Source organism: Citrobacter sp. KTE151, assembly GCF_000398845.1.
In the GTDB taxonomy this organism is placed as follows: domain Bacteria; phylum Pseudomonadota; class Gammaproteobacteria; order Enterobacterales; family Enterobacteriaceae; genus Citrobacter; species Citrobacter braakii.
In genome coordinates, this window is the sequence record NZ_KB976066.1 from 176,432 (window position 1) to 203,425 (window position 26,994).

Consider the following 26,994-nt stretch of genomic DNA (forward strand, 5'->3'; position numbering starts at 1 on the left):
ATGACCGAACAAAAAGCCATTTACGAAGAAGTCTCCTCACTGCTGGTCAAGCTGTTTGAAGTTGACCCGCAAGATATTAAGCCTGAGGCGCGCCTGTACGAAGATCTGGAACTCGACAGCATCGACGCAGTCGACATGATCGTGCATCTTCAAAAGAAAACTGGTAAGAAAATCAAGCCGGAAGAGTTCAAAGCAGTACGCACCGTACAAGATGTCGTCGATGCGGTTGAACGCCTTCTCATAGAAGCGTAATTCACCGTGTCAGGCACTCGCTCCCTGCCAGTCGTACAACTGCTGACAGGTCTACTGTTGTTGGCCTGGCCGTTTTTGATCTGGTTTGGCCTGGCGCATAACAGTCTGCACTGGTTGCTGCCGTTAATGGCGCTACTCCTTTTTTTACGCTTTCGCCAGGTCCGGCGACAGGCGGGACCGTTGCGCGTCGTGACACAGGTAGTGGTGATCGCGGGTATCACCTTATGCATTGCCAGTTATCTGCTCAAAACGCACCAGCTGCTGCTGTTTTATCCCGTAGTGGTAAACGCCGTCATGCTGTCGGTTTTTGGTGGTTCTCTGTGGTCAGCGATGCCCATCGTTGAACGTCTGGCGCGGCTGCGCGAACCAAATCTGCCCGAAGCAGGCGTGCGCTACACGTACCTTGTGACACTAATCTGGTGCGCCTTTTTCATCATCAATGGCAGCGTTGCGCTCTTTACTGCATTGAATGGCGATATGACCCTGTGGACGACCTGGAACGGTATGGTTTCCTATCTGCTGATGGGAACATTGATGGTAGGCGAGTGGTTAGTTCGCCAACTGGTGATAAAGCGAGATACCCAATGAAGCAGCCCCTCACACTTGCTCAATGGCTCTGTGCCCCACGACCGGACGACATTCCTGTTGCGTGGCAAGAAGATCATACGTGGACACTTGGCCATCTGCGCCATGATGTGGCCCAGTTGATAACGCAACTGCAGCAGCAGGAAGGTGAACGCTGGGCATTATGCTTCGAGAACAGCTATTTATTCATCGTCGCGTTGCTGGCAACGCTCCATGCTGGCAAAACACCGGTGATCCCGGGACATTGTCGCGTTTCGTTGTTAAACGAGCAGCACTTGCTGTTTGATGGCGTACTGAGCGATAAAGCGCTGGACTGGCAGGGAACGCTGCGAGTGGTCAGCTCTGCCATGACATCTGTGGCCCACGACATCACGTTCCCGATAATACGCAGTGACGCCTTTGTGGAGCTATTCACTTCCGGTTCGACCGGCCAGCCGAAACGCGTAATCAAACCGATTGCTCGTCTGGATAGCGAAGCAGCATTGCTCGCTACGCGTTTTGCTGATCGTCTGGCAGGTTGCCGGGTCGTCGCGTCAGTGGTACCGCAACACCTGTATGGTCTGACGTTTCGTATCTTCTTGCCGATGGCTTTAGGCCTCCCGCTGCATGCGGCGATGCTTTGGTATGCCGAACAACTGGCGGCACTGAGCCCTGATCATCGGTATGCGTTTATCAGCAGTCCGGCGTTTCTGAAACGCCTCGACCACCACCTGACACCGCCGCCAATCGAGTTGATTCTTTCCGCGGGCGGCATGCTGTCCTGGCAGGACGTCAAGCAGGCTGCTGACTGGCTGAATGTCTGGCCCGATGAGATCTACGGCAGCACTGAAACCGGAATCCTCGCGTGGCGCTATCGCCATCAGGATGATGTGACATGGCTGCCTTTTCCCGGAGTCAGATTCCAGTCAGAAGACGACGCGTTTCGTGTGTTTTCACCACTAATTGCAGCTGATGATGGCCTGTTACTCGATGATATTCTTCAGTTTATCGAAAACGGACAGTTCCGTCTGATGGGCAGACGCGGGCGGGTGGTCAAGATTGAAGAGAAACGCATTTCACTCAGCGAGGTGGAGCAACGTTTACTGGCACTGGACGGTATCCGTGAAGTCGCAGCATTGCCCGTCTCACGCGGAGGACGTCAGGGCGTTGGTGTCCTGCTGGTACTGGATGACGAAGCCCGGCAACGCTGGCTTGAGTGCGGTGGTAAACCGCAAGAACTGACCTGGCGACGTTCGCTGCTGCCCTGGCTGGAGCCGGTCGCTGTTCCCCGCTACTGGCGGGTGATTGATGAGATTCCGGTCAACAGTATGAACAAGCGTGTCTATGCGCAATTACAGGAGTTATTTCATGAAACCCCATGAAATCGAGCGCCATCAGGCACTGCCTCATCAGGCTGATATTGTTTTACAACTCGACCCTTCTCTGTTTTGGTTCAGCGGGCATTTTAGCGTGCAGCCACTGCTGCCGGGCGTTGCACAGCTAAACTGGGCGATGGATTACGCCACCACGCTGCTGGTCCCTGGCTGGCGTTTTCACAGTATTCAAAACGTGAAGTTCCAGTCACCGCTATTGCCAGAGGCCACCGTCACCCTGAGTCTGAGCTGGCAGGAAGCGCGTCAGATGCTCACTTTTAGCTACCAGCGCCACGACGGTGACGTGCGCCATACCGCCAGCAGCGGGAAGATTCGGTTATGCCGCTGACCTTTTCCCCATGCGTGTTGATCCCCTGCTACAACCACGGCGCGATGATGTCGGACGTGTTGGATCGTCTTCGGCCGTTCAATCTCCCCTGCATTGTGGTGGACGATGGCAGCGACGAGACTACACGAGATGAACTGGCACGCCTGGCGGCAGAATACAGCAATCTGACGTTAATTCGCCTGCCCATCAACGCAGGCAAAGGCGCGGCGGTTATTCGCGGAATGCAGACGGCAGCAGATGCCGGGTTCAGTCATGCAGTGCAGGTCGATGCCGACGGGCAACATGCCATTGAAGATATTCCCAGGCTGCTTGCATTGGCAAAAGAACATCCGACAGCACTGATTTCCGGACAACCGATTTACGATGATTCGGTCCCTCGCTCGCGCCTGTACGGTCGTTGGGTAACCCATATTTGGGTGTGGATAGAAACGCTCTCGTTGCAGCTCAAAGACAGTATGTGCGGCTTCCGGGTGTATCCGGTGGCTCCCACGCTGCAACTGGCACAGCGCGTAACGCTCGGCAAACGGATGGATTTTGATACTGAAGTGATGGTGCGCCTCTACTGGCAAGGCAACACCAGCTATTTTATCCCCACGCGAGTCACCTATCCGCAGGACGGGCTATCCCATTTCGACGCGCTTAAAGACAATCTGCACATTTCATTGATGCACACTCGCCTGTTCTTTGGCATGTTGCCGCGCATCCCCTCCCTGCTGTGTCGTCGTTCATCGACACACTGGGCGCAGCAGCAGGAAGTCAAAGGGTTGTGGGGAATGCGTCTGATGCTGCTGGTCTGGCGTGTACTGGGTCGCAAAGCCTTCTCCCTACTGCTGTATCCGGTCGTCGGCGTATACTGGCTCAGCGCTTCAACTGCCCGAAAAGCCTCTCAACGCTGGATTAGCCGCGTAAGAGCGCAACTGATCACACGCCGGATGCCAGTACCGCCAAACCTGACCAGTTATCAGCATTTCCTGCGTTTTGGCGGCGCGATGCTGGATAAGATTGCCAGTTGGCGCGGTGAACTGCACTTCGGTCGCGATGTGATTTTTGCACCAGGCGCAGAAAAAACGCTAAATGTCAGCGATCCTCGGGGAAAACTGCTGCTGGCTTCACATCTTGGAGATGTCGAAGCCTGTCGGGCACTGGCCCAGCTACAGGGCAGTAAAACAATCAATGCGCTGGTATTTAGCGATAACGCCCAACGCTTTAAACAGATCATGCAAGAGATGGCGCCGCAGGCTGGATTAAATCTGCTCCCGGTGAACAGTATTGGTCCAGATACTGCCATTCTGCTCAAAGAGAAACTGGAGCGCGGTGAATGGGTAGCCATCGTAGGCGATCGCATCGCAGTCAATCCCCAACGCGGCGGCGAGTGGCGTGTGTGCTGGAGCCGCTTTATGGGGCAACACGCGCCATTCCCTCAGGGCCCGTTTATTCTTGCGTCTATTTTACGCTGCCCTGTAGATCTGATTTTTGCCCTGCGCCAGCAGGAGAAACTCCACATCTACTGCGAACCGTTTGCCGACCCGCTGCTCTTACCGCGCGCCACACGACAACAGGCATTACAGAATACTGTCGATCGCTACGCCGAACGCCTTGAGCACTATGCGCTTCAGTCGCCCCTCGACTGGTTTAACTTTTTCGATTTCTGGCAACTGCCGGACACCAATGACAAGGAGTAAAGGGTGCTTAACGATCCCCGTTTTACGGCTGAAGTCGAGCTAACTATTCCGTTTCACGACGTCGATATGATGGGCGTAGCGTGGCATGGTAACTACTTCCGTTACTTCGAGATTGCCCGTGAGGCACTGCTGAACCAATTCGATTATGGCTATCGGCAGATGAAAGAATCTGGCTATCTGTGGCCCGTGGTCGACACTCGGGTGAAGTATCGCAATGCGCTGACTTTCGAGCAGCGTATCCGTGTACGCGCCCAAATTAAAGAGTACGAAAATCGCCTGCGAATCGGCTACGAAATTTTTGATGCCGAAACAGGTAAACGTGCTACAACAGGCTACACCATCCAGGTCGCCGTCGACGAAAAAAGCCGTGAACTGTGCTTTGTCAGCCCGGATATTCTGTTTGAACGGATGGGAGTGACACCATGAAATTATGGCCATTGCTCGTGCTGCTCGTCAGCCCTTTCGTCAGTGCCCTGACGCTCGACTCCCTACAACAGCGTTTTACCGAACAACCGGTGGTTCGCGCCCACTTCAATCAAACCCGGACGATAAAGGATCTACCACAACCGCTGCGATCTCAGGGCAAGATGTTGATCGCCCGCGACAAGGGGTTGCTGTGGGATCAAACGTCCCCGTTCCCGATGCAGCTGCTGCTGGATGACAAACGGATGGTTCAGGCAATTAACGGTCAACCACCGCAGACCGTTACCGCTGAGAATAACCCGCAAATGTTCCAGTTTAATCATCTGCTACGGGCGTTATTCCAGGCGGATCGTAAAGTGCTGGAACAAAACTTCCGCGTGGAGTTCGCAGACTTAGGAGAAGGTCGCTGGACGCTACGCCTGACGCCAATCACCACACCGCTGGATAAGATTTTTGCGACGATTGATTTAGCAGGAAAGACCTACCTGGAGAGCATTCAGCTCAATGATAAACAGGGCGATCGCACCGATATCGCGCTTTCCCAACACCAACTAACGCCAGCGCAACTGACCGATGACGAACGCCAACGCTTTGCCGCCCAGTAAACGTCCCGCGCTGTTATGGGGAGTCATCTGCCTGCTTCTGCTGGGCATCTTTCTGACGCTGCTACCTCAGGCCCGCCTTAACAGCAGCGTGCTGGCCATGTTGCCAAAGCAGACGCTGGGCGCTATACCTCCGGGTCTGAACGAGGGATTTATGCAGCGCCTTGACCGTCAGGTGGTCTGGCTGGTGAGTCCCGGTAAGCAACCGGACCCAGCGATAGCCCGGGACTGGCTGGCTTTACTGCAAAAATCGCACGCGCTAGCCCAGGTAAAAGGTCCAATGGATGCCGACAGCCAGCAGGCCTGGGGGGCATTCTTCTGGCAACATCGTAACGGCCTGATAGATAACGAGACCCGCGCCCGGCTGCAAAACGGCGGCGAAGCGCAGGGCCAGTGGATCCTGTCCCAACTTTACTCCGCATTCTCCGGCGTCAGTGGCAAAGAGCTACAAAACGATCCCTTCATGCTGATGCGTGGCTCGCAGCTGGCCATGGCCAAAACTGGGCAGCGTCTGCGCCTGATGGACGGCTGGTTGGTCACCCAGGATGAACAAGGCAACTATTGGTATCTGTTACATGGCGAACTGACCGGTTCATCGTTTGATATGCAACAGACGCACCAATTGGTCACCACGTTGAATACGCTGGAAGGTGAGCTCAAAGCCCACTATCCACAGGCTCAACTGCTATCTCGCGGGACGCTGTTCTATAGCGATTACGCCAGCCAGCAGGCGAAAAAAGATATCTCTACTCTCGGCATAGCCACTGTGGTCGGGGTGATCCTGCTCATCGTGGCTGTATTTCGTTCGCTGCGTCCGCTGCTGCTGTGCCTGATTTCGATTGGCATTGGTGCGCTGGCGGGGACCGTCGTCACGCTGCTGATTTTTGGCGAGCTCCATCTGATGACGCTGGTGATGAGCATGAGCATCATCGGTATTTCCGCCGACTATACGCTCTACTATTTGACCGAACGGATGGTGCACGGTGCGGAAACATCGCCATGGCAAAGCCTTGCCAAAGTGCGCAATGCCCTGCTCCTGGCGCTACTCACCACCGTAGCGGCTTATCTGATTATGATGCTGGCCCCCTTCCCCGGTATTCGCCAGATGGCGGTATTCGCGGCGGTAGGTCTGAGCGCCTCCTGCCTGACGGTCATTTTCTGGCACCCGTGGTTGTGTCGTCGGTTGCCGGTACGCCCGGTGCCGGCAATGGTACTCATGCTACGCTGGCTTGCTGCATGGCGACGCAATAAAAAACTCTCCGTTGGCCTGCCGCTGGCACTGGCGTTGTTCTCGCTGGCAGGAATAGCGACGCTGCGCGTAGATGATGATATCTCCCAGTTACAGGCGCTGCCGCAGGAAATTCTCGCTCAGGAAAAAGCGATTACCGCCCTGACCGGGCAAAGCGTCGACCAGAAGTGGTTTGTGGTGTACGGCAAATCCGCTCAGCAAACGCTGGAGCGGCTGGAAACCTTTACCCCCGCGCTGGAACAGGCAAAAAAAGACGGGTTACTCAGCGGATATCGCACTATTACGCTCAATTCACTCGCCCGGCAACACCAGGATCTCTCTCTGCTAAAAGATGCTTCTCCCGCCATCACGAAAGCCCTAAACAACGCCGGGCTGGCAACGGTGAACCCCGATCTTAGCGCCATGCCTGTAACCGTCGAAGCCTGGCTTGCCAGCCCAGCCAGTGAAGGCTGGCGCTTGCTATGGCTGTCTCTGGCTGATGGCGAAAGCAGCGTATTGGTTCCCGTTGAAGGGGTGAAACAAAGTGATGCTTTAAATACGCTCAGCGCGAAATATTCCGGCGTGGCGTGGGTGGATCGCAAGAGCAGCTTTGACAACCTGTTTGCCCTTTATCGCCATATTCTGACCGGCCTGCTGTGCATTGCGCTGGCGGTGATTGCCTGTGGCGCTGTCATTCGGCTTGGCTGGCGTAAGGGCTTAATTAGCCTGGTGCCCTCAGTGCTGTCTTTAGGTTGTGGTCTGGCAGTACTGGCCCTGAGCGGTCATGCGCTCAACTTGTTCTCGCTGCTGGCACTGGTGCTGGTACTGGGAATTGGCATTAACTACACGCTGTTTTTCAGTAATCCACGCGGTACGCCACTGACGTCGCTGCTGGCTATCACGCTGGCGATGATGACCACGCTCCTGACGCTCGGCATGCTGGTCTTTAGTGCCACTCAGGCAATCAGCAGTTTTGGCATTGTGCTAGTAAGCGGTATTTTCACCGCATTTTTGCTGTCACCGCTGGCGATGCCAACGAAAAGAGAGAAGAAAAAACGATGAGTAAACCGATATTTCGTTGGTTGAGTGGGCTTTTGCAGAATGGCGGCATTGCCTTATCCGATCTACGTCAGCACGCCATTTGTAGACCGAATAAGCGCAGCGCCATCCGACGGAGCCTGCTCGTCGCCACGTTGCTGCTGGCAGGTTGCAGCCACTCACAGCCGGAACAGAAAGGCCGCCCGCAAGCCTGGTTAGAGCCGGGTACTCGTGTAACGCTACCTGCTCCGGGTATTTCTCCCGCGGTGAATTCGCAACAACTACTAACCGGAAGTTTTAACGGCAAAACTCAGTCACTGTTGGTCATGCTCAATGCTGATGACAAGAAAATCACACTTGCCGGGCTGTCATCAGTCGGCATTCGCCTGTTCCTCGTGACTTACGATGAAAAAGGACTGCACACCGAGCAATCGATCATCATTCCACAATTGCCGCCAGCCAGCCAGGTGCTGGCTGACGTGATGCTTAGCCATTGGCCGATTAGCACCTGGCAACCGCAATTACCCACAGGCTGGACGCTCGTCGATACGGGTGATAAGCGTGAGCTGCGCAATGCACGCGGCAAAGTGGTCACGGAAATCACGTATCTGAATCGAAGAGGAAAACGCGAACCGATCAGCATTGAGCAGCACGTTTTTAAATACCACATCACCATTCAATATCTGGGTGACTGAGATGATCTACATTTCTGCCGTTGGCATGATTAACGCGTTGGGCAATAACACTGATGAAATCGCAGCCAACCTCACTCGTGGCATAGCGCCGGGAATGCGCCCGCGCACGGGTTGGCTGCAAGGACACCCATCCGCCGTGTTAGCAGGCGTTGACGGTGAGTTACCCGCTATTCCTCAGCACTTTAGCGCTCATCGTTCGCGCAACAACCAGCTATTGCTGGCAGCACTGATGCAAATCCAGCCGCAGGTGGACGACGCTATCGCCCGATTTGGTCGCGATCGTATTGCTGTTGTTCTCGGCACCAGCACCTCCGGCCTGGATGAGGGTGACGTTCACGTTGATTTGATGCTCAACGGCAAAGAGAGCACTGACTGGCGCTATCCGCAACAGGAACTGGGCGATCCGTCGCGTTTTCTTAGCCACTGGCTGGCGCTGGATGGCCCGGCCTTTACGCTCTCAACCGCCTGCTCGTCCAGTGCAAGGGCTATCATGAGCGGACGTCGTTTGATCGAATCTGGTCTGGTCGATATCGCCATTGTCGGTGGTGCGGATACGCTAAGCCGAATGCCAATCAACGGATTCCACAGTCTGGAATCACTCTCCCCAACGTTGTGTCAGCCGTTTGGCCGTGACCGTTGTGGGATCACCATTGGCGAAGGTGCCGCCTTGATGGTATTAACCCGCGAGCCACAGCCTATCGCGCTCCTTGGCGTCGGCGAATCCAGCGACGCGTACCATATTTCGGCTCCCCATCCACAGGGGGAAGGTGCCATTCGCGCCATCGACCTGGCGCTTAACGACGCAGGAATGACGCCGGAACACGTGGGCTATATCAATCTGCACGGTACCGCCACACCGCTAAACGATCAGATTGAGTCCAACGTCGTGAGCGCGCTATTTGGCGAAACGGTCCCGTGCAGTTCAACCAAACACCTGACCGGGCACACACTGGGCGCCGCGGGGATCACCGAAGCCGCTATCGGTGTGTTGATTCTGCAACGCGACCTGCCGCTACCACCGCAGGATTTTAGCCAGTCACCACGCGATGAAACATTGCCAGCCTGCGGCATCATTGAACAGCCACAGCCGCTGACTCGCCCGGTTATCTTGTCTAATTCGTTTGCATTCGGCGGTAATAATGCCAGCATCCTGCTCGGGAGAATCTCATGAGCCACTATTTATCACCGGGCGACTATTTGCCGCATGATGCGCCGATGCTGCTTCTTGAAGAGGTCGTCAGTGTGGCGGACGAAACCGCCATCTGCCACGTGACGGTATCAGCAAACAGCGTACTGGCCCCTTTCCTCGACCCCGATGGCAATCTACCTGGCTGGTTCGCACTGGAACTGATGGCGCAGACCATTGGCGTCTGGTCTGGCTGGCACCGCCAGCAACAAGGTCAGGCGAGTATTACGTTAGGCATGGTACTGGGCGCACGTGAGTTAGTCTGTGCCACAGGTGTTCTGCCTGCCGGGAAGAAGCTGAGCATCCATGTCAAATTGCTGATGCAGGATGCACGATTCGGTAGCTTTGAATGTGCCATCCAGGCAGACAACGAGACGTTGGCAACCGGTCGCGTTAACACCTTCCAGCCGACATCAGAAGAAATTAACACGCTATTTCAACAAGGAGCGTCCACATGAGCCGTTCAGTTTTAGTTACGGGTGCCAGCAAAGGTATCGGTCGCGCCATCGCCAGACAACTGGCCGCGGACGGTTTTGTGGTCGGCGTACACTATCATCGCGATGTGCAAGGAGCACAAGAAACGCTGGATGCTATCCTCGCCGCTGGCGGCGCAGGGCGCCTGTTGACATTTGATGTTGCCAATCGCGAGCGGTGCCGCGAAATACTGTCGCAAGATATTGAGGCATACGGCGCATGGTACGGCATTGTTAGCAACGCTGGGGTCACTCGTGATGCCGCTTTCCCTGCGCTCAGTGATAACGACTGGGATGCGGTGATCCATACCAACCTCGACAGCTTTTACAACGTCATTCATCCGTGCATTATGCCGATGATCAGCGCACGCAAGGGGGGCCGTATCATCACACTGTCTTCGGTTTCGGGCGTGATGGGCAACCGCGGTCAGGTCAATTACAGTGCGGCAAAAGCCGGAATTATTGGTGCCACTAAAGCGCTGGCCATCGAACTGGCAAAACGCAAAATTACCGTAAACTGCATTGCACCGGGACTCATTGATACCGGGATGATCGAGATGGAAGAAGCCGCATTGAAAGAGGCGATGTCGATGATCCCCATGAAACGGATAGGTCAGGCTGAAGAAGTGGCCGGGCTTGCCAGTTATTTAATGTCGGATGTGGCGGGCTATGTAACTCGCCAGGTGATTTCCATCAATGGAGGGATGTTATGACACGTCGTGTCGTGATTACAGGCATGGGCGGCGTCACCGCCTTTGGGGAAAACTGGCAGGCTGTCTCCGCCAGGTTATTGGCATATGAAAATGCGGTACGCAAAATGCCGGAGTGGCAGGTTTATGACGGACTGCACACACTGCTGGGTGCGCCGATCGACGACTTCACTCTGCCGGAACACTATACCCGCAAGCGAATTCGCGCCATGGGTCGCGTATCGCTGATGTCCACCCGCGCAACAGAGCTGGCGCTTGAGCAGGCCGGGCTGATTGGCGATCGGGTACTGACTAACGGTGAAACCGGGATCGCTTATGGTTCATCAACCGGTAGTACCGGTCCAGTGAGCGAGTTCGCGACCATGCTGACCGAGAAGCATACTAATAACATCACCGGCACGACCTACGTGCAAATGATGCCGCACACCACTGCCGTTAACACTGGATTATTTTTTGGTCTGCGGGGGCGAGTCATTCCGACATCCAGCGCCTGCACATCCGGTAGCCAGGCAATTGGTTACGCATGGGAAGCCATTCGGCACGGTTATCAAACAGTGATGGTCGCCGGCGGTGCAGAAGAACTGTGTCCTTCCGAAGCCGCCGTGTTTGATACACTGTTCGCTACCAGCCAGCGCAACGACGAGCCGAAAACCACCCCCTCCCCGTTCGATGAAAATCGCGATGGTCTGGTCATCGGAGAAGGCGCAGGTACGCTGGTGCTGGAAGAGCTGGAACACGCTAAAGCGCGCGGAGCAACGATTTATGGTGAAATCGTTAGCTTTGCCACTAACTGCGATGCTGCCCATATCACCCAGCCACAGCGCGAAACAATGCAGATTTGCATGGAAAAATCGCTGAATATTGCCGGTATTAGCGCCCGCGATATCGGATATATTTCAGCGCACGGTACCGCAACCGATCGCGGTGATATTGCAGAAAGTCAGGCAACCGCTGCAATTTATGGTGATAATGTGCCGCTATCCTCGCTTAAAAGCTATTTTGGACATACCCTTGGCGCTTGTGGCGCACTAGAGGCCTGGATGAGTCTGCAAATGATGCGAGAAGGCTGGTTTGCGCCTACGCTAAATTTGAGTCAGCCAGATGCTAATTGTGGAGCGCTGGATTACATTATGGGTAAAGCCCGCAAGATTGATTGCGAATTTTTGCAGAGCAATAACTTTGCGTTTGGCGGCATAAATACCTCTATCATCATTAAACGTTGGCCCTGATATGTACCGGATCGTTCTTGGGAAAGTTTCTGTTTTAAGCGCTGGCACACTGCCTGCCGCACTGCGTGAGCAGGCCCCGCAAGGCGCTCGTCGTGCGCGCTGGCTGGCAGGTCGCGTGCTGCTTTCCCATACTCTTTCGCCATTACCGGACATCGTCTACAGCGAGCAAGGAAAACCGGCCTTTTCCGCCGACACACCACTGTGGTTCAATCTCAGCCACAGCGGTGATGATATTGCCCTGCTGCTCAGCGACGAAGGGGAAGTCGGCTGTGATATTGAAGTCGTTCGCCCGCGCGATAACTGGCAGACGCTGGCAAATACGGTGTTCAGTCTCAGGGAACATGCCGAAGTTGAGGCCGAACACCCGGAGCAACAGCTGGCGGCGTTCTGGCGCATCTGGACGCGTAAAGAAGCTATCGTGAAACAGCGTGGCGGCAGCGCCTGGCAAATTGTCAGCGTCGACAGCACCGCGCTAACCTCCTCACTCTCAGTCAGCCAGTGCCAGCTCGATACCCTGAGCCTGGCGGTGTGTACCCCCACGCCGTTTACCCTGACCGCCGACGCCGTGCAGCGTCTGGAAGCCTTAGCGTAAATTTTCCGGGAAGTTTTCCGGCAATTCGCTCGCCGCACAGGCAATAACGCTGTCATTATTCGCCCCACAGTCACGCACGAAGGTGATGGTCGCAAACTCGTCAATCACCTCAGTTGGATATGCCGGACCCGCATCGCGATATGACATCATCAGCAGAATATGGTCATTCTGGAAACAGACCGTTTTTTGCGGATTGTTAATCACCCAGCGTGGGAAAAAGATGGTGCCGTGAAAGAGTTTGTCGCCCAGATTCACGATCAGGCTGACGTCGGTCCCGGTCGGTTCGGTCCATGAAATTTTATAAACACTCTCGCCAACCCGCACAATGTACGCCCGCTGATCCTTCACCCAACGATTCCCCACAATGCCGCTGTGAATACGGTAATCCAGAGTGGTGTCGTTTTTCACGTAGATCTCGTAATTCCAGCCATTATCGTAGGTATAGACCAGATGTTTGCCGACAAAGCCGCTCAAATCATGTTTATCAAAAGTGCTCATATTCGTTCTCCTCTTACTTGATGCGAGGATCTTACCGCTTCAAAAATTGGATGAATAATGCTATGTTTACATCATATTCATTCAATTTTTAGATGAGTTATGCACAAGACAACGCTGGAGCAATGGGCCTTACTGGAGAAAGTCGTGGAGCTGGGCAGCTTTGCTAAAGCTGCGGAAGAGACCAACCGTAGCCAGTCTTCGGTGAGCTATAATCTGGCGATACTGCAGGAGCGGCTTGGCGTGACGCTGCTGACGCCGGAAGGTCGCAGGGCGGTATTAACCCCTGCGGGAGAGCTACTGTTGGGCCAGGTCAAACCGTTACTGAAGGCCTTTTTATGGGTGGAAACCCGGGCAGCAACGTTGCAAAACGGCACGCGAACGCGGCTGGATTTCATGGTAGATAGCATCTTCCCACGCAAACGCCTGTTCGCGATCCTCAAGCAGTTTCAGCTGGCGTGGCCGCAGACGCAGGTACGTTTGACCGAAGTGCTGGAGAATGCTGACGATCGACTGGCAGCGCATGCCGATGCGGACGTGATGGTCCTGACCCGACGCCAGGATATCACCGGCCGCGGCGAATGGCTGATGAATATTGACTTCGTGGCCGTTGCCCACCGCGATCACCCGCTCTGCATGCTGGATGCGCCGCTGGATGAAGACGCGTTACGCGCGTGGCCGCTGATTCGCATTGCCGATCGCGACAACCCGCAGCAAGCGGTGCGCGATGCCTGGACCTTCTCGACCATTGATGCCGCGATTGAGGCGGTGATGTATCAGGTCGGTTACGGCTGGTTGCCTGAGGAGCGAATTCAGCAGCAGCTTGAGCAGGGGCTATTACGACCGCTGCCGTTAAGCCATGGCGCTCGCCGTGCCACCCCGCTGCATCTGATCGTCAAAGACACGCTCGCGCCGCTGGATGAACAGGTAAGAACCCTGCTGCGTTTATTGCGAGAGCATTAACCTTTTCCCCGGATGCCGGACGTGTGTTACAAAATACGCTATTCCCCTTACTCCCTGTGCGCCCACGCGCCACATGAAAGGTTAATTGCAGATGCAACGAGTCACCATTACCCTCGATGACGATTTACTGGAAACGCTCGACAGCCTGAGCCAGCGCCGTGGCTATAACAACCGTTCCGAAGCGATCCGCGATATTCTGCGCGGCGCACTGGCGCAGGAAACTACCCAGGAGCACGGCACTCAGGGATTCGCAGTGCTCTCGTATGTTTATGAGCATGAGAAGCGTGACCTGGCGAGCCGTATTGTTTCCACCCAACATCACCACCACGATTTATCAGTCGCCACGCTGCACGTGCACATCAACCATGACGACTGTCTGGAAATCGCTGTGCTAAAAGGTGACATGGGCGATGTGCAGCATTTTGCCGATGACGTGATTTCCCAGCGCGGCGTGCGCCACGGTCATCTGCAGTGCCTGCCGAAAGAAGAGTAATTGCTTGTTTTGTTGCCCGGCCTACATTCATTCCCGTTTGTAGGCCGGATAAGGCGCAGCCGCCACCCGGCAATAATATTTACGCCATCGTGCCAATCGTCTTTCTGAAACGCAGCAGCGCTATCAGGAAGAACGTACTGCCAATCGCCAGCAGCGTCAGGAACTGCGGCCAGACAATATTAAATCCTGCGCCGCGGTAAAGAATCGCCTGCGCAAGGCTAACAAAATGGGTAGTCGGCATCGTCAGCATAATGTCCTGCACCGCCTGCGGCATGCTTTCACGCGGTGTAGAGCCGCCGGAGAGCATCTGTAACGGCAGTAGTACCAGAATCATCAGCAGCCCCAGTTGTGGCATGGAGCGCGCCAGCGTGCCCATAAAAATGCCGATTGATGTGGTGGCGAACAGGCTCAGCGCCACTCCCAGCATAAACAGCGGTATCGAGCCTTCAATCGGTACGCCAAGCACACCTTTTACCATCAGCATCAACGACAGACCGGAAACCACCAGCACCACCAGCCCCATCGACCAGATTTTTGCCATCATGATTTCAAACGGCGTCACCGGCATCACCAGCAGGTGCTCAATGGTCCCATGTTCACGCTCGCGAATCAGCGCCGACCCGGTAAGCACAATCGCCAGCATGGTGATGTTGTTGATAATCGCCATCACTGCGCCAAAGCGGGCGGGTTCCAGATTGGGGTTAAAGCGCATACGCATTTCCAGCGCCACCGGCAGCTCGCTGTTATCGCGGTAACGCGACACAAAGCTGTTCACCTCGCCACTGATGATATTCTGGATATAGCTGTTGCCGGTAAAGGCCTGGCTCATCCGCGTGGCATCGACGTTAACCTGAATATCCGGCTGCCGCCCGGCCAGTACATCGCGCTGAAAATCAGGCGGAATGTTCACAGCGAAGGTATAGCGCCCGGCATCCAGCCCGGCATCCATCTCATCGGCGGTAATCATCTCCGGCGCTAAAAACCACGGACGATAAAAACTGTTCACAATGCGATTCGACAACTGCGACTGGTCCATATCGGCAATGGCAATCGGCGCCAGGTGCAGCGACCCTGGCAGAACGGTCGCGGAAGAGTAAACCGAGACCGTGAAGGCGAAGACGATCAGCGTCAGCATCGCTTTGTCACCCAGCAGGCTGCGTAACTCTTTGATGCCGAGGTTATAAATATTCCGTAATCGGCGCATCACCCCTCCTGTTTTTTCAGCAGTAATACGCTCAGACCAATGACCACTGGAATGGCTACCGCCAGCGGAATAAACAGCGGCCAGAGATCGGTCAGATCCAGCGCTTTAGAGAACGTCCCGCGCGCGATGGTCAGAAAATGGCTGGTCGGGTAAATTTCGCCAATCCACCGTCCCGGCCCTTCCAGCGAGGCGACCGGGTCGATCATCCCGGAAAACTGCGTCGCCGGGATCAGCGTAATAATCGCCGTACCAAAAATGGCGGCGATCTGACTTTTCATAAACGTGGAAATTAACAATCCCAGCCCGGTGGCAATGGTGACGTACAGCAGCGCGGCCAGCGTCAGGGTCACAAAACTCCCCTTATGCGGGACGCCGAATACAAACACCGACAGCGTGCACAGCAGCAGAAAGTTCAGCATGCCCAGCACGATGTAAGGCAACTGTTTGCCGAGTAAAAACTCGCTGCGGGTAGTGGGCGTCACGTACAGGTTGATAATCGACCCCAGCTCTTTCTCACGCACCACGCTCAGAGCGCTGAGCATGGAGGGGATCATCATCAACAGCAGCGGGATCACCGCCGGAACAATCGCTGGCAGGCTTTTCACATCCGGGTTGTAACGATAGCGAGTTTCAATGGTCATCAGTCCGTTTTGCCCGCTGGTATTTGGCTGACGCGCCATCACATCCTGCAGCCAGGTCTGGTGCATCGCCTGCACGTAACCTCTGACCGTTTCCGCACGGCTCGGCATTGCGCCATCGACCCAGACGCCAATCTTCACCGGCGTTCCACGCGCGATATCGCGGCCAAAATTTGGCGGGATCTCTATGGCTACCGCGACTTCGCCCGAGCGCATCCGTTTGTCCAGCTCGTCATAACTGGTGAGCGGCGGCTGCTCGATAAAATAGCGCGATCCCGCCAGATTCAGCGTCCACGCCTGGCTGCTGACTGTCTGATCACGATCGAGCACCGAAAAACGCAGGTTTTCCACATCCATGCTGATGCCGTAGCCCATGATCAGCATCAGGATCACCGTGCCCATCAGCGCCAGCGTTGAACGTACCGGATCACGTCGCAGCTCCAGCGCTTCGCGGCGGCTGTAGCTGAACAAGCGCCGCAGGCTAAATCCCTGGTGCGGCGGCTGACTGTTTTCATGCACTGCCGGGACATTGGCTGGCGGTAACTGAGCCTCCGGCGCCGGACCTGCCGCTTCCTGTAACCAGGAGATAAACGCCTCTTCCAGACTGGCGGCACCACGCTGTTTCACCAGCTCCTGCGGCGTACCGCTGGCCAGGACTTTTCCGGCGTGCATCAGCGACATGCGGTCGCAGCGCTCCGCTTCGTTCATAAAATGGGTGGAGATAAAAATGGTCACTTTATCCTGACGCGACAGATCGACCATCAGTTGCCAGAACATGTCTCTCGCCACCGGATCGACCCCGGAGGTTGGTTCATCGAGAATGAGCATCTCCGGGCGATGGATCACCGCCACCGCCAGCGACAGGCGTTGACGGATCCCCAACGGCAGCGCGCCGGGCAACGCGTCTTCGACATCGGTCAGCGAAAAGCGCTCACTCATCTCTTGTACCCGCCCCGGGATTTCTGCTTCGGGGATATGGAACAACCGCGCGTGTAGCTCGAGGTTTTGCCGTACGGTCAGCTCGCTGTAGAGCGAAAACGCCTGCGACATATAGCCTACCCGGCGACGGGTATCGATATTCTTCGGGTCAACCGCTTGCCCAAACAGCCACGCCTCACCTTCACTTGCGGGCAGCAGCCCGGTGAGCATTTTCATGGTAGTGGATTTACCGCAGCCGTTGGAGCCGAGAAAACCGAAGATTTCCCCGCGCGGAATACGAAAGTTAACGTGGTCAACGGCCACGAACTTGCCGAAGCGCATGGTCAGATCTTTCGCCTCGATGGCAATCTCTTCCTGCTCAGCGTGATACGGCGGGATCACCACTGGCTTATGCGCCTGACGCTGGGCTTCGGGTAACAGCGCGATAAACGCCTGCTCCAGCGTGTCGGTGTTGGTTTTTTCGCGTAGCTGCTGCGCGCTCCCGGTGGCCAGCACCTCCCCGGCGTTCATCGCCACCAGCCAGTCAAAGCGCTCGGCTTCTTCCATGTAGGCGGTCGCAACCAGCACGCTCATGTTGGTCTGCCGCTGGCGAATGCTGTTAATCAGATCCCAGAACTGGGCGCGGGACAGCGGGTCGACCCCGGTGGTAGGTTCATCGAGAATTAACAGTTCTGGGTCATGGATCAACGCGCAGCACAGCCCCAGCTTTTGCTTCATCCCACCCGAGAGTTTCCCGGCCGGACGATCGCGAAACGGCGCCAGTCCGGTGCTGTTCAGCAGCTCGGTAATCCGCGCTTCGCGCTCCGCTTTGTCATGGCCAAACAGCCGGGCAAAGAAATCGACGTTCTCATACACCGACAGCGTGTGGTACAGGTTTTTCCCCAGCCCCTGCGGCATCCAGGCAATGCGCGGGCAGACATCCCGGCGATGTTTCGGGTCGCGCATATCGCCGCCCAGCACCATCACGTTACCGTGTTCAATGACACGCGCACCGGAGATGAGCGACAGCAGGCTTGATTTTCCGACGCCATCCGGGCCAATCAGCCCCACCATACAGCGGGCGGGGATATCCAGCGTGATATTGTTCAGCGCTACCGTTTTCCCGTAATGCTGACTCACGCCGTCAAGGTGCGCCACGGGAGGAACGGGAACCAGCGCCAAATGCGTCATTGCGGCAACCTCACCATCAGGTCGTCAGGCCAGGCTCGATTTTCATCGACACGCACCCACGCCATGCCCGGCAGACCGGTTTTCACGTACTCGAGATGCTGCTGCAATAGCTCTGGCGGGATACGCGCTTTAACGCGGAACATCAGCTTCAGCCGCTCATCGCTGGTTTCGACCGTTTTCGGTGTGAACTGCGCGACGCTTGCCACAAAGCTGATGGTCGCCGGAACACGCAGATCCGGTGCGGCATCCAGCACCAGGCGCGCTTCGCCGCCAATCTTCAGTAAGCCAGCCTGTTCGGTAGGCAAGAAGAACGTCATGTAGACATCGCTGAGATCGACCATATTCAGGACGCGCCCACCCGCAGAAAGCACCTCACCCGGTTCAGCAACGCGGTACTGCACGCGACCATCGCGCGGGGCTTTCAGCTCACTGTCATCAATATCAGCCGCAATACGACGTTCGGTGGCCTGCGCGGCTTCTACGCGGGTTTGCGCCTGAATGATGCTGGTGCGAGCGGCTTCAATTGCGGCTTTTGCCGCTGAGACCTGCGCCTTTGCGGATTCCAGCGCGGCGCGTGCGCTTTCTGCCGCGGCCCGATCGTCATCCAGTTGTTGCTCAGACACGGCCCCACGCTGGGATAGCGAACGGGAACGCACGTGGCGTTTAGAAACCGACTGCAGCTCCGCCTCGCGCTGTTTTACTACCGACTGCGCGGCGCGCATTTCACTTTGCCGCTGTTCCAGCAGCGCTCGCGCCGCCGCCACCGCGCTTTCGGCCTCTTTGATTTGCGCGATCGCTTCCAGCCGCTGCTCCTGCAGCACGCGAGTATCCATTTTCGCCAACACCTCGCCCTGACGAACGAACTGCCCTTCCGACACAAGGATCGTGTCAATTCGCCCGGCAATCTTGGTAGCAATATCCACTTCGGTGGCTTCAATTCTGCCGTTGCTGGCTGCGAACCCCTCCGGTATTCCGGCAGGACGGAGCATCCACCATGCTATCGCGGCCACCACGACCAGGGTGCCCGCCCCCCACCACATCACATGACGCTTAAACTTATCCATATTCGACCCGCCGTAATCCCTGTTATCAAACGATGCGTGTCACAAAGCCCACTGAATAGCTATTCAGCGGGAGATTCCATCCGGGATGAGAAGGAATAAGAAACTATGGCCAGAGAGCGGACAGGCGCTAAGGCAACCTGCGCCGCGCAGGAAGTGAATGACGAAAATGCTGTGAAATCGGGTAGTAATGTTGTCATCATCAGCGTTCCTGGCCGGAAATGAAACACGCATACTCATAACTGCTGTCTATTGAATACTAACACCTGGATTCAATATGTCTATTCGGTTGTAGTTTCCACTTCAGCCCTATCGCGCTCTGGCATAGGGAATATTTCGTATATCAACGATTGATAAACATTCACAACTATAAACATAATCAATAATTAGACATCGCTATAATAGTGGCTCATTTACCGATCTCGTTATGGCGAGGCTCCTGTACAAATACAAGTTACCGCCCTGCTGGTATCGAGAGAGGCCACTCAGGGAAATACAGGCATCCATCGAATCAAGGTGTTGCCAAGGTAACTTCTGACGATTTCACCATCGGACAGATACGTTGTTCAGTGCTAAAACCAGGACGTAGGGATCCGCCTGCGCTAACCCTGTCTTGTTCGCCCCTATGAGAGATTTTTATAGGGAATTACACCATGTCATCTATGCCACTCTGCGCCGCCCATCATCCTATGCCGGATTTCAATGGCGATGCTATCGCGCAATATATGCGCACCGATTTTATTACCCTGCCGGATCATCTCAGCGTGAACGGCGCTCGTGAATACTTTGTCTCCCAGCTCACAACGGATGATATTCCAGGCCAGGTCTTTGTTGTGGCTGGAAAAGCGCTGCGCGGGGTGTTATCCATCAAGCGCTTATTGCAGGAAAAAGATACATCGCTGAACATCAACCATCTTACGGACAGTTGTTTGTTTCATGTAAAGCCTGATGATGAACGGGCACAGGTCGTTGCCGAGTTAGCCGAACGCGAACTCGATCTGGTGGCTGTCGTTGAGAAAGGTGAGCTGGTCGGTTGTCTGATGGAAAAAGAGATCGCACATCTACAGGAAGATGATGTTACCGAAGATGTTCAGCTTCAGGGGGCAACGTTGCCGCTGGAAAAACCCTACCTGGAGATTAGCCCGTGGACATTGTGGAAAAAACGTTCTGTCTGGCTCCTGCTGCTTTTTGTCGCAGAAGCCTATACCAGCAGCGTTCTTCAACATTTTGAAGAGGCGCTGGAATCTGCTATTGCACTGGCCTTTTTTATTCCACTATTAATTGGTACTGGCGGCAACAGCGGTACGCAGATCACCTCAACGCTGGTACGTTCAATGGCGCTGGGAGAAGTGCGGCTGCGCGATATGGGTCGGGTGATCCGCAAAGAAGTTTCAACTTCGCTGCTGATCGCCCTGACGCTGGGTCTGGCAGGCTGCTTGCGCGCGTGGATGATGGGGATCGGAGTGGAAATCACGCTAATCGTCAGCCTGACGCTGGTTTGCATTACGCTGTGGAGCGCCGTGGTGTCATCAGTGATCCCCATGGTGCTCAAGCGTATCGGCATTGATCCCGCCGTGGTTTCGGCCCCGTTTATCGCCACGCTTATCGACGGTACCGGGTTGATTATCTACTTTAAAATCGCCCAGTATTTTCTTGGTCTGAACTAATGATAACGCCCGACAGCCCAGGTTGTCGGGCACCACGGTCAGGCAGGTGTCAAATCCTGCGCGCATGCCCAGGCGCTCGACCACGCCCACTGGAAGTTATAGCCGCCCAGCCAGCCGGTGACGTCCATGACTTCGCCGATAAAGTAGAGTCCCGGCACTTTGCGCGCTTCCATCGTGCGCGATGACAGCTCGTTGGTATCGACGCCGCCCAACGTGACTTCAGCGGTACGATACCCTTCCGTACCGTTCGGCTGCACCCGCCACTCGGTCAGCGTCTCAACCAGCGTTTGCTGATCGCGTACATTAAGCTGCTTCAGCGAGACATCCGGGATTTGCCCTAACTGCTGTAAACATTCCACCAGACGCTTTGGCAACTGCATTGCCAGGGTGTTCTTTAAGCTTTGATTAGGGTGTGCACTACGTTGGTCATCGAGGAAGCTCGCGAGGTCAACATCCGGCAACAAATTAATGCTGACAAATTCACCTGGCTGCCAAAAACTGGAAATTTGCAGCACGGCCGGACCAGAAAGCCCGCGGTGCGTAAAGAGCAGGTTTTCACGAAATACGGTGCCGTCCTCGGCGGTGATAACGGAAGAAACGGATACGCCAGAGAGCACCTGAAGCTGCTCCAGTAGCGGCTTATGTAAGGTGAAAGGCACCAGACCTGCGCGCGTAGGCAAAACGTTCAGGCCGAACTGTTCCGCAATTTTATAACCAAACGGCGTCGCGCCAAGACCCGGCATAGAGAGACCACCGGAGGCGATAACCAGCTTTTTCGTGCCGACACTCATCCCATTCAATTCCAGGACAAAATCGTCACCATCTCGCTCAACGCTCAGGATTTCGCTACGTAACCGCATAGTTACGTTACCTTTTTCACACTCATCCACCAGCATATCGACAATTTGCTGGGCGGAATCATCGCAGAAAAGCTGGCCTAGCGTTTTTTCATGCCAGGCAATACCGTGCTTACCCACCAGATCGATAAAATCCCACTGTGTATAACGCGCCAGCGCCGATTTGCAAAAATGCGGGTTTTGGCTCAAATACGCAGCCGGCTCGACATAAAGGTTGGTAAAGTTGCAGCGGCCCCCGCCAGACATGAGAATCTTGCGCCCGGGCTTTTTACCATTATCAATCAGCAGTACGCGACTACCTGCTTGTCCTGCCTGCGCGGCACAAAACATACCCGCTGCGCCAGCGCCTATAATAACGGTATCAAACCTTTCCACGTTGCGATCCTCTCTAAAAAGCGGGAGTGAATTGTAAAGATTCCTCAGTGGTCGCACCAGCACCAAACTACCGATAAAGGGTATTTATCTGAAATATATAGGATAATTCTTTAGTGGTGTAAAACAAAGCAGGAGACAAATCAAAAAAACTCTATATTTCACTTTGCCCGCGCCGCCAAAGTCACTGATAATGCGCCGCGTTCATGTCCTCAAAATGGCGTAACGTCCTATGCTACATTTGTTTGCTGGCCTGGATTTACATACCGGGCTTTTACTATTGCTTGCTCTGGCTTTCGTGCTGTTCTACGAAGCAATTAATGGCTTCCATGATACAGCCAATGCTGTCGCAACTGTGATCTATACCCGTGCAATGCGTTCGCAATTGGCGGTGGTCATGGCTGCGGTGTTCAACTTCTTTGGTGTTTTGCTGGGTGGTCTCAGCGTGGCGTATGCCATCGTGCATATGTTACCAACGGATCTGCTGCTTAATATGGGATCGTCACATGGCCTCGCCATGGTGTTCTCCATGTTGCTGGCGGCAATTATCTGGAACCTGGGTACCTGGTACTTTGGTCTGCCTGCATCCAGCTCCCACACGCTGATTGGCGCCATTATCGGTATTGGTTTAACCAATGCGCTGATGAACGGCACCTCGGTGGTGGATGCACTTAACATCCCGAAAGTTATCGGTATTTTTGCCTCGCTTATCATCTCACCTATTGTCGGTCTGGTGGTTGCAGGTGGTCTTATTTTCATTCTGCGTCGCTATTGGAGCGGTACGAAAAAACGTGCCCGTATCCACCTGACGCCGGCAGAACGTGAAAAGAAAGACGGAAAGAAAAAGCCGCCGTTCTGGACGCGTATTGCACTGATCCTCTCCGCTATCGGCGTGGCGTTCTCCCACGGCGCGAACGATGGTCAGAAAGGCATTGGTCTGGTGATGCTAGTGCTGATTGGCGTAGCGCCAGCAGGTTTCGTGGTGAATATGAATGCTTCCGGTTACGAAATTACCCGTACCCGCGATGCAATCAATAACGTCGAAGTCTTCTTCCAGCAGCGCCCTGACCTGCTTAAACAGGCCACAGGCGTAGACCAGCTGATTCCGTCCCCGACGGACGCGGCACCAGCGACGCCGACCGAGTTCCATTGCCACCCGGCGAATACCATCAACGCGCTGGAACGTGCGAAAGGTATGCTGGCGAATCTGGAAACCTACGACAAGTTAAGCGTCGAACAGCGTGGTCAGTTGCGCCGTATTATGCTGTGCATCTCTGATACCACCGATAAAGTGGTTAAGCTGCCTGGCGTAAGCGCTGACGATCAGCGTCTGCTGAAGAAACTGAAATCTGACATGCTGAGCACCATTGAGTACGCGCCTATCTGGATCATTATGGCCGTCGCACTGGCGCTGGGTATTGGTACGATGATTGGCTGGCGTCGCGTGGCAACCACTATCGGTGAGAAAATCGGTAAGAAAGGCATGACCTATGCCCAGGGGATGTCGGCGCAGATGACCGCCGCAGTCTCTATCGGTCTTGCCAGCTACACCGGTATGCCCGTTTCCACCACACACGTTCTCTCCTCTTCCGTTGCGGGAACGATGGTTGTTGATGGCGGCGGTTTGCAGCGTAAAACGGTGACCAGCATTCTGATGGCCTGGGTCTTCACCCTGCCAGCAGCAATTCTTCTTTCCGGCGGGCTGTACTGGCTCTCCCTGAAGCTTATCTAAGCGAATGCGCGGTAAAAAAGCGGGTCAGGAAACTGGCCCGCTTTTTTTGTATCTGTCGTTGGAATCAGTGCCAGATAATCAGCGCAACCATGCTGATTAGCACCAGGCCGCATAGCGCGCTGGTGAGAATGAACTGACCGCGAACCCGCTCACAGCGGCGAATAAATTCATCATCATGATGATCGCGGTAACGCTGAGCGTAGATATACCACACCAGACGCATCTGCTTGTTCGGTTGCCCATGCGAGGTAAAAAAGCCCCCTCCATCTACATACTGGTAAAGCAATGGATCGCAACCACGAAGTACTACTAACAGTGCGCGTAGCGAAGAAAAATAGCGCGCCATATTAACAATGCAAACGACACATAAAGCCCAGAACAATGCAATGGTGCTTATCATACCCCCTCCCCGGCGACCCGCCCACGGAACTCCTTTCCGGGACTACCGCTCCCCGATACCCTGCCAAACCATTCAGTGAAGAGTACTGAAGAAACCGTTCGTATTAGTATCACGCATTCGAACGCCCCTCTAGATAGTGTAGGAGATTAGTTAATTTTTTTGCCAGAAGGTTAATCGCTATCAATGCAATTAACTAAAAAATTTGTTTAACTGCTTGGCAAGCAAGGCGGATTGACGGATTATTCTGGTCGCTATAATGTAAGGATAGTCCTTATATGGTACGTTTTTACGACTGGGCTAGCCCCGCGCACAAGGTTCGCAGGACGCGGATGACGCGGCGGCAGAGAAACGCCAGCAGGCTAGTCATCGACAACTTATGGAAGGAGTAACACTATGGCTTATAAACACATTCTTATCGCGGTTGATCTTTCTCCGGAAAGCAAAGTTCTGGTTGAAAAAGCGGTCTCTATGGCGCGGCCTTACAATGCTAAAGTTTCCCTTATCCACGTTGACGTAAACTATTCCGACCTGTACACCGGCCTTATCGACGTGAATCTGGGCGACATGCAGAAACGCATTTCTGAAGAAACCCACCACGCGTTAACCGAGCTGTCCACCAACGCAGGCTACCCTATCACCGAAACCCTGAGCGGTAGCGGCGACCTGGGTCAGGTTCTGGTTGATGCCATCAAAAAATACGACATGGACCTGGTCGTTTGTGGTCACCACCAGGATTTCTGGAGCAAACTGATGTCCTCCGCGCGCCAACTGATCAACACCGTCCACGTCGACATGTTGATTGTTCCGCTGCGTGACGACGAAGAAGCATAAAATGCTTGCCGCCGGGAAATAGCCCGGCCTGCTGCAAGTAGTTAAGCCTGTAAACGCCCGCCTGTGCGGGCGTTTTTGTTTTTATCATTCGGACACAATTAGTACATCAATCCAACAAACAAATCATAATTAGTGTGATCAACTAATTGGATCGAAAACCATCTCTATAATACTCTACTCTCGCGGCTAATAGCCGCAGTCTATAACAAAATAAGACTTTTTCGGCGCGTTTAATCATACGCGTTCATACTTTTCGGGATGGCTTTGAAAGGCGATGGAATATGAATAAAACTGCACCTACGGGCTTGCTGCAGCAACCTCGTCCGTTCTTCATGATCTTCTTTGTAGAATTATGGGAACGATTTGGCTATTACGGCGTTCAGGGCATCCTGGCGGTATTCTTTGTTAAGCAGCTAGGATTTTCACAGGAACAGGCATTTGTCACCTTTGGTGCCTTTGCTGCGCTGGTCTACGGCCTGATCTCGATCGGCGGCTACGTCGGCGACCACCTGTTAGGCACCAAGCGCACGCTGGTTCTCGGTGCCATTGTGCTGGCAATCGGCTACTTCATGACCGGGATGTCGCTGCTCAAGCCCGATCTGATCTTTATTGCTTTGGGTACCATTGCCGTCGGTAACGGGCTGTTTAAAGCCAACCCGGCAAGCCTGTTATCAAAATGCTATCCACCAAAAGACGCCCGTCTGGACGGTGCTTTCACCCTGTTTTATATGTCGATTAACATCGGTTCGTTGCTGTCGCTGTCGCTGGCGCCGGTGATTGCCGATAAGTTTGGCTACGCGGTGACTTACAACCTGTGCGGGGCCGGGCTTATCGTCGCGCTGCTGGTCTACTTTGCCTGCCGTGGGATGGTAAAAAATATCGGTTCTGAGCCAGACCATAAGCCACTGAATTTCCGTAACCTACTTTACGTGCTGGCCGGTACGGTAGTGATGGTATTTATCTGCGCCTGGCTGATGCACAACGTGCAGATTGCCAACCTGGTGTTGATCGTCTTGTCGCTTGCCGTGACTATCATCTTCTTCCGTCAGGCATTCAAACTGGATAAAACCGGGCGCAACAAGATGTTCGTGGCCTTCATCCTGATGCTGGAAGCGGTTGTGTTCTACGTGCTGTACGCGCAGATGCCGACATCGCTGAACTTCTTTGCTATCAATAACGTGCACCATGAAATTCTCGGTTTCGCCATTAACCCAGTGAGCTTCCAGGCGCTGAACCCGTTCTGGGTGGTGCTGGCAAGTCCGGTACTGGCCGCAATCTATACCCGTCTGGGAAACAAAGGCAAAGACCTGACTATGCCGATGAAATTTACGCTCGGTATGTTCCTGTGCTCGTTGGGCTTCCTGACGGCAGCCGCTGCCGGGATGTGGTTTGCGGATGCGCAGGGGCTGACGTCGCCGTGGTTTATCGTGCTGGTATATCTGTTCCAGAGCCTGGGTGAACTGCTGATTAGTGCCCTGGGACTGGCGATGGTCGCCGCTCTCGTGCCGCAGCACCTGATGGGCTTTATTCTCGGGATGTGGTTCCTGACGCAAGCCGCCGCCTTCCTGATGGGCGGGTATGTCGCCACGTTTACTGCCGTACCGGAGAACATCACCGACCCGCTGCAAACGCTGCCTATCTACACCAACGTCTTCAGCAAGATAGGCCTGGTCACCCTGGCTGTCACGGTGGTGATGGCGATTATGGTGCCCTGGCTGAACCGAATGATTAATACGCCAGATAGCAGTAAATAAGCTTTTTTTAACATTAACCGCG

General features: G+C 54.7%; 26 protein-coding genes and 1 riboswitch. Of the genes, 20 read left to right on the forward strand and 6 right to left on the reverse strand.

The genetic code is table 11. The features are described from left to right. The 14 genes from WC7_RS03485 to acpT are packed head-to-tail and all read left to right on the forward strand — an operon-like array spanning window position 1 to window position 12,396. Complete coding sequence (locus tag WC7_RS03485) at window positions 1-252, forward strand: acyl carrier protein (RefSeq protein ID WP_016154855.1); 252 nt, start codon at window positions 1-3, stop codon at window positions 250-252. A 6-nt stretch (window positions 253-258) separates the two neighbouring features. After that, complete coding sequence (locus tag WC7_RS03480; protein ID WP_016154856.1) at window positions 259-840, forward strand: COG4648 family protein; 582 nt, start codon at window positions 259-261, stop codon at window positions 838-840. Next, window positions 837-2,198: an AMP-binding protein gene (locus tag WC7_RS03475; protein ID WP_016154857.1), complete on the forward strand. Its 1,362-nt coding sequence runs from the start codon at window positions 837-839 to the stop codon at window positions 2,196-2,198. Before WC7_RS03480 ends, WC7_RS03475 begins: the two co-directional genes overlap by 4 nt. Beyond that, a complete protein-coding gene (locus WC7_RS03470) occupies window positions 2,185-2,538 on the forward strand; it encodes an ApeI family dehydratase (RefSeq protein ID WP_016154858.1) in 354 nt (117 codons plus the stop codon). Before WC7_RS03475 ends, WC7_RS03470 begins: the two co-directional genes overlap by 14 nt. Then, entirely contained in the window at window positions 2,529-4,220 is a 1,692-nt protein-coding gene (locus WC7_RS03465; RefSeq protein WP_016154859.1) for a glycosyltransferase family 2 protein, read from the forward strand. Before WC7_RS03470 ends, WC7_RS03465 begins: the two co-directional genes overlap by 10 nt. A 3-nt stretch (window positions 4,221-4,223) precedes the next feature. Beyond that, complete coding sequence (locus WC7_RS03460) at window positions 4,224-4,646, forward strand: acyl-CoA thioesterase (protein WP_003827529.1); 423 nt, start codon at window positions 4,224-4,226, stop codon at window positions 4,644-4,646. Further along, a complete protein-coding gene (locus WC7_RS03455; RefSeq protein WP_016154860.1) occupies window positions 4,643-5,248 on the forward strand; it encodes a LolA family protein in 606 nt (201 codons plus the stop codon). Before WC7_RS03460 ends, WC7_RS03455 begins: the two co-directional genes overlap by 4 nt. After that, window positions 5,217-7,535: an MMPL family transporter gene (locus WC7_RS03450; RefSeq protein ID WP_016154861.1), complete on the forward strand. Its 2,319-nt coding sequence runs from the start codon at window positions 5,217-5,219 to the stop codon at window positions 7,533-7,535. The genes WC7_RS03455 and WC7_RS03450 overlap by 32 nt, the downstream gene beginning before the upstream one ends. Continuing rightward, on the forward strand, window positions 7,532-8,206 hold the full coding sequence (locus WC7_RS03445) for a DUF3261 domain-containing protein (protein WP_016154862.1): 675 nt from the start codon (window positions 7,532-7,534) through the stop codon (window positions 8,204-8,206). The genes WC7_RS03450 and WC7_RS03445 overlap by 4 nt, the downstream gene beginning before the upstream one ends. Before the next feature lies 1 nt (window position 8,207). Further along, window positions 8,208-9,377 carry a beta-ketoacyl-[acyl-carrier-protein] synthase family protein gene (locus WC7_RS03440; RefSeq protein WP_016154863.1) on the forward strand — a complete coding sequence of 390 codons (1,170 nt, stop codon included), beginning with the start codon at window positions 8,208-8,210 and terminating at the stop codon, window positions 9,375-9,377. Next, complete coding sequence (locus WC7_RS03435; RefSeq protein WP_016154864.1) at window positions 9,374-9,850, forward strand: hotdog family protein; 477 nt, start codon at window positions 9,374-9,376, stop codon at window positions 9,848-9,850. The genes WC7_RS03440 and WC7_RS03435 overlap by 4 nt, the downstream gene beginning before the upstream one ends. Further along, window positions 9,847-10,578 (forward strand): 3-ketoacyl-ACP reductase FabG2, encoded by a 732-nt coding sequence (locus WC7_RS03430; protein WP_016154865.1) that lies wholly within the window; start codon window positions 9,847-9,849, stop codon window positions 10,576-10,578. The genes WC7_RS03435 and WC7_RS03430 overlap by 4 nt, the downstream gene beginning before the upstream one ends. Continuing rightward, on the forward strand, window positions 10,575-11,804 hold the full coding sequence (locus tag WC7_RS03425; RefSeq protein WP_016154866.1) for a beta-ketoacyl-ACP synthase: 1,230 nt from the start codon (window positions 10,575-10,577) through the stop codon (window positions 11,802-11,804). Before WC7_RS03430 ends, WC7_RS03425 begins: the two co-directional genes overlap by 4 nt. A gap of 1 nt (window position 11,805) precedes the next feature. Continuing rightward, complete coding sequence (acpT, locus tag WC7_RS03420; RefSeq protein WP_016154867.1) at window positions 11,806-12,396, forward strand: 4'-phosphopantetheinyl transferase AcpT; 591 nt, start codon at window positions 11,806-11,808, stop codon at window positions 12,394-12,396. Here the strand turns inward: acpT and WC7_RS03415 are convergent. Next, window positions 12,388-12,894 carry a phenolic acid decarboxylase gene (locus tag WC7_RS03415; protein WP_016154868.1) on the reverse strand — a complete coding sequence of 169 codons (507 nt, stop codon included), beginning with the start codon at window positions 12,892-12,894 and terminating at the stop codon, window positions 12,388-12,390. The genes acpT and WC7_RS03415 overlap by 9 nt on opposite strands. Before the next feature lie 99 nt (window positions 12,895-12,993). Between WC7_RS03415 and WC7_RS03410 the strand changes: the two genes are divergently transcribed. After that, a complete protein-coding gene (locus WC7_RS03410; RefSeq protein ID WP_016154869.1) occupies window positions 12,994-13,854 on the forward strand; it encodes a LysR family transcriptional regulator in 861 nt (286 codons plus the stop codon). A 91-nt stretch (window positions 13,855-13,945) separates the two neighbouring features. Next, window positions 13,946-14,347 carry a nickel-responsive transcriptional regulator NikR gene (nikR, locus tag WC7_RS03405; protein WP_005121550.1) on the forward strand — a complete coding sequence of 134 codons (402 nt, stop codon included), beginning with the start codon at window positions 13,946-13,948 and terminating at the stop codon, window positions 14,345-14,347. A gap of 79 nt (window positions 14,348-14,426) precedes the next feature. Here nikR and WC7_RS03400 read toward each other — a convergent pair whose 3' ends face one another. From WC7_RS03400 to WC7_RS03390, 3 genes are read right to left on the reverse strand one after another with little or no spacing between them, the layout of a single operon-like run. Continuing rightward, complete coding sequence (locus WC7_RS03400) at window positions 14,427-15,551, reverse strand: ABC transporter permease (protein ID WP_016154870.1); 1,125 nt, start codon at window positions 15,549-15,551, stop codon at window positions 14,427-14,429. Continuing rightward, window positions 15,551-18,298: a ribosome-associated ATPase/putative transporter RbbA gene (gene rbbA / locus WC7_RS03395; RefSeq protein WP_016154871.1), complete on the reverse strand. Its 2,748-nt coding sequence runs from the start codon at window positions 18,296-18,298 to the stop codon at window positions 15,551-15,553. Before rbbA ends, WC7_RS03400 begins: the two co-directional genes overlap by 1 nt. Next, a complete protein-coding gene (locus WC7_RS03390) occupies window positions 18,295-19,362 on the reverse strand; it encodes an HlyD family secretion protein (RefSeq protein WP_016154872.1) in 1,068 nt (355 codons plus the stop codon). The genes rbbA and WC7_RS03390 overlap by 4 nt, the downstream gene beginning before the upstream one ends. A 411-nt stretch (window positions 19,363-19,773) precedes the next feature. Continuing rightward, window positions 19,774-19,957: riboswitch (M-box (ykoK) riboswitch) on the forward strand. Window positions 19,958-20,012: 55 nt separating this feature from the next. On the opposite strand from WC7_RS03390, the gene WC7_RS03385 reads away from it, so the two are divergent. Beyond that, the gene (locus WC7_RS03385; RefSeq protein WP_016154873.1) at window positions 20,013-21,026 is read left to right on the forward strand and encodes a magnesium transporter; all 1,014 of its coding nucleotides are present in this window, start codon (window positions 20,013-20,015) and stop codon (window positions 21,024-21,026) included. A 38-nt stretch (window positions 21,027-21,064) separates the two neighbouring features. Here the strand turns inward: WC7_RS03385 and WC7_RS03380 are convergent, their stop codons facing one another. Further along, a complete protein-coding gene (locus WC7_RS03380; protein ID WP_016154874.1) occupies window positions 21,065-22,258 on the reverse strand; it encodes a BaiN/RdsA family NAD(P)/FAD-dependent oxidoreductase in 1,194 nt (397 codons plus the stop codon). Window positions 22,259-22,487: 229 nt separating this feature from the next. On the opposite strand from WC7_RS03380, the gene pitA reads away from it, so the two are divergent. Further along, a complete protein-coding gene (gene pitA / locus WC7_RS03375) occupies window positions 22,488-23,987 on the forward strand; it encodes an inorganic phosphate transporter PitA (RefSeq protein WP_016154875.1) in 1,500 nt (499 codons plus the stop codon). Between the two features lie 64 nt (window positions 23,988-24,051). On the opposite strand, the gene uspB is transcribed toward pitA, so the two are convergent. Then, window positions 24,052-24,387 carry a universal stress protein UspB gene (gene uspB / locus WC7_RS03370; RefSeq protein WP_003023371.1) on the reverse strand — a complete coding sequence of 112 codons (336 nt, stop codon included), beginning with the start codon at window positions 24,385-24,387 and terminating at the stop codon, window positions 24,052-24,054. A 393-nt stretch (window positions 24,388-24,780) separates the two neighbouring features. Here uspB and uspA point away from each other — a divergent pair, with 393 nt between their 5' ends. Together uspA and dtpB are read left to right on the forward strand one after the other, a co-directional pair. After that, window positions 24,781-25,218 (forward strand): universal stress protein UspA, encoded by a 438-nt coding sequence (gene uspA / locus WC7_RS03365; protein WP_003023368.1) that lies wholly within the window; start codon window positions 24,781-24,783, stop codon window positions 25,216-25,218. A 281-nt stretch (window positions 25,219-25,499) separates the two neighbouring features. Next, a complete protein-coding gene (gene dtpB, locus WC7_RS03360; RefSeq protein ID WP_016154876.1) occupies window positions 25,500-26,972 on the forward strand; it encodes a dipeptide/tripeptide permease DtpB in 1,473 nt (490 codons plus the stop codon). Window positions 26,973-26,994: the final 22 nt, after the last annotated feature.

What these genes read in the sequence shown, in the direction of transcription:
- WC7_RS03485 (WP_016154855.1), top strand. Translation starts at nt 1, where the DNA reads ATGACCGAACAAAAAGCCATTTACGAAGAAGTCTCCTCACTGCTGGTC.
- WC7_RS03475 (WP_016154857.1), top strand. Translation starts at nt 837, where the DNA reads ATGAAGCAGCCCCTCACACTTGCTCAATGGCTCTGTGCCCCACGACCG.
- WC7_RS03470 (WP_016154858.1), top strand. Translation starts at nt 2,185, where the DNA reads ATGAAACCCCATGAAATCGAGCGCCATCAGGCACTGCCTCATCAGGCT.
- WC7_RS03465 (WP_016154859.1), top strand. Translation starts at nt 2,529, where the DNA reads ATGCCGCTGACCTTTTCCCCATGCGTGTTGATCCCCTGCTACAACCAC.
- WC7_RS03455 (WP_016154860.1), top strand. Translation starts at nt 4,643, where the DNA reads ATGAAATTATGGCCATTGCTCGTGCTGCTCGTCAGCCCTTTCGTCAGT.
- WC7_RS03450 (WP_016154861.1), top strand. Translation starts at nt 5,217, where the DNA reads ATGACGAACGCCAACGCTTTGCCGCCCAGTAAACGTCCCGCGCTGTTA.
- WC7_RS03445 (WP_016154862.1), top strand. Translation starts at nt 7,532, where the DNA reads ATGAGTAAACCGATATTTCGTTGGTTGAGTGGGCTTTTGCAGAATGGC.
- WC7_RS03440 (WP_016154863.1), top strand. Translation starts at nt 8,208, where the DNA reads ATGATCTACATTTCTGCCGTTGGCATGATTAACGCGTTGGGCAATAAC.
- WC7_RS03435 (WP_016154864.1), top strand. Translation starts at nt 9,374, where the DNA reads ATGAGCCACTATTTATCACCGGGCGACTATTTGCCGCATGATGCGCCG.
- WC7_RS03430 (WP_016154865.1), top strand. Translation starts at nt 9,847, where the DNA reads ATGAGCCGTTCAGTTTTAGTTACGGGTGCCAGCAAAGGTATCGGTCGC.
- WC7_RS03425 (WP_016154866.1), top strand. Translation starts at nt 10,575, where the DNA reads ATGACACGTCGTGTCGTGATTACAGGCATGGGCGGCGTCACCGCCTTT.
- acpT (WP_016154867.1), top strand. Translation starts at nt 11,806, where the DNA reads ATGTACCGGATCGTTCTTGGGAAAGTTTCTGTTTTAAGCGCTGGCACA.
- WC7_RS03415 (WP_016154868.1), bottom strand. Translation starts at nt 12,894, where the DNA reads ATGAGCACTTTTGATAAACATGATTTGAGCGGCTTTGTCGGCAAACAT.
- WC7_RS03410 (WP_016154869.1), top strand. Translation starts at nt 12,994, where the DNA reads ATGCACAAGACAACGCTGGAGCAATGGGCCTTACTGGAGAAAGTCGTG.
- nikR (WP_005121550.1), top strand. Translation starts at nt 13,946, where the DNA reads ATGCAACGAGTCACCATTACCCTCGATGACGATTTACTGGAAACGCTC.
- WC7_RS03400 (WP_016154870.1), bottom strand. Translation starts at nt 15,551, where the DNA reads ATGCGCCGATTACGGAATATTTATAACCTCGGCATCAAAGAGTTACGC.
- rbbA (WP_016154871.1), bottom strand. Translation starts at nt 18,298, where the DNA reads ATGACGCATTTGGCGCTGGTTCCCGTTCCTCCCGTGGCGCACCTTGAC.
- WC7_RS03390 (WP_016154872.1), bottom strand. Translation starts at nt 19,362, where the DNA reads ATGGATAAGTTTAAGCGTCATGTGATGTGGTGGGGGGCGGGCACCCTG.
- WC7_RS03385 (WP_016154873.1), top strand. Translation starts at nt 20,013, where the DNA reads ATGTCATCTATGCCACTCTGCGCCGCCCATCATCCTATGCCGGATTTC.
- pitA (WP_016154875.1), top strand. Translation starts at nt 22,488, where the DNA reads ATGCTACATTTGTTTGCTGGCCTGGATTTACATACCGGGCTTTTACTA.
- uspB (WP_003023371.1), bottom strand. Translation starts at nt 24,387, where the DNA reads ATGATAAGCACCATTGCATTGTTCTGGGCTTTATGTGTCGTTTGCATT.
- uspA (WP_003023368.1), top strand. Translation starts at nt 24,781, where the DNA reads ATGGCTTATAAACACATTCTTATCGCGGTTGATCTTTCTCCGGAAAGC.
- dtpB (WP_016154876.1), top strand. Translation starts at nt 25,500, where the DNA reads ATGAATAAAACTGCACCTACGGGCTTGCTGCAGCAACCTCGTCCGTTC.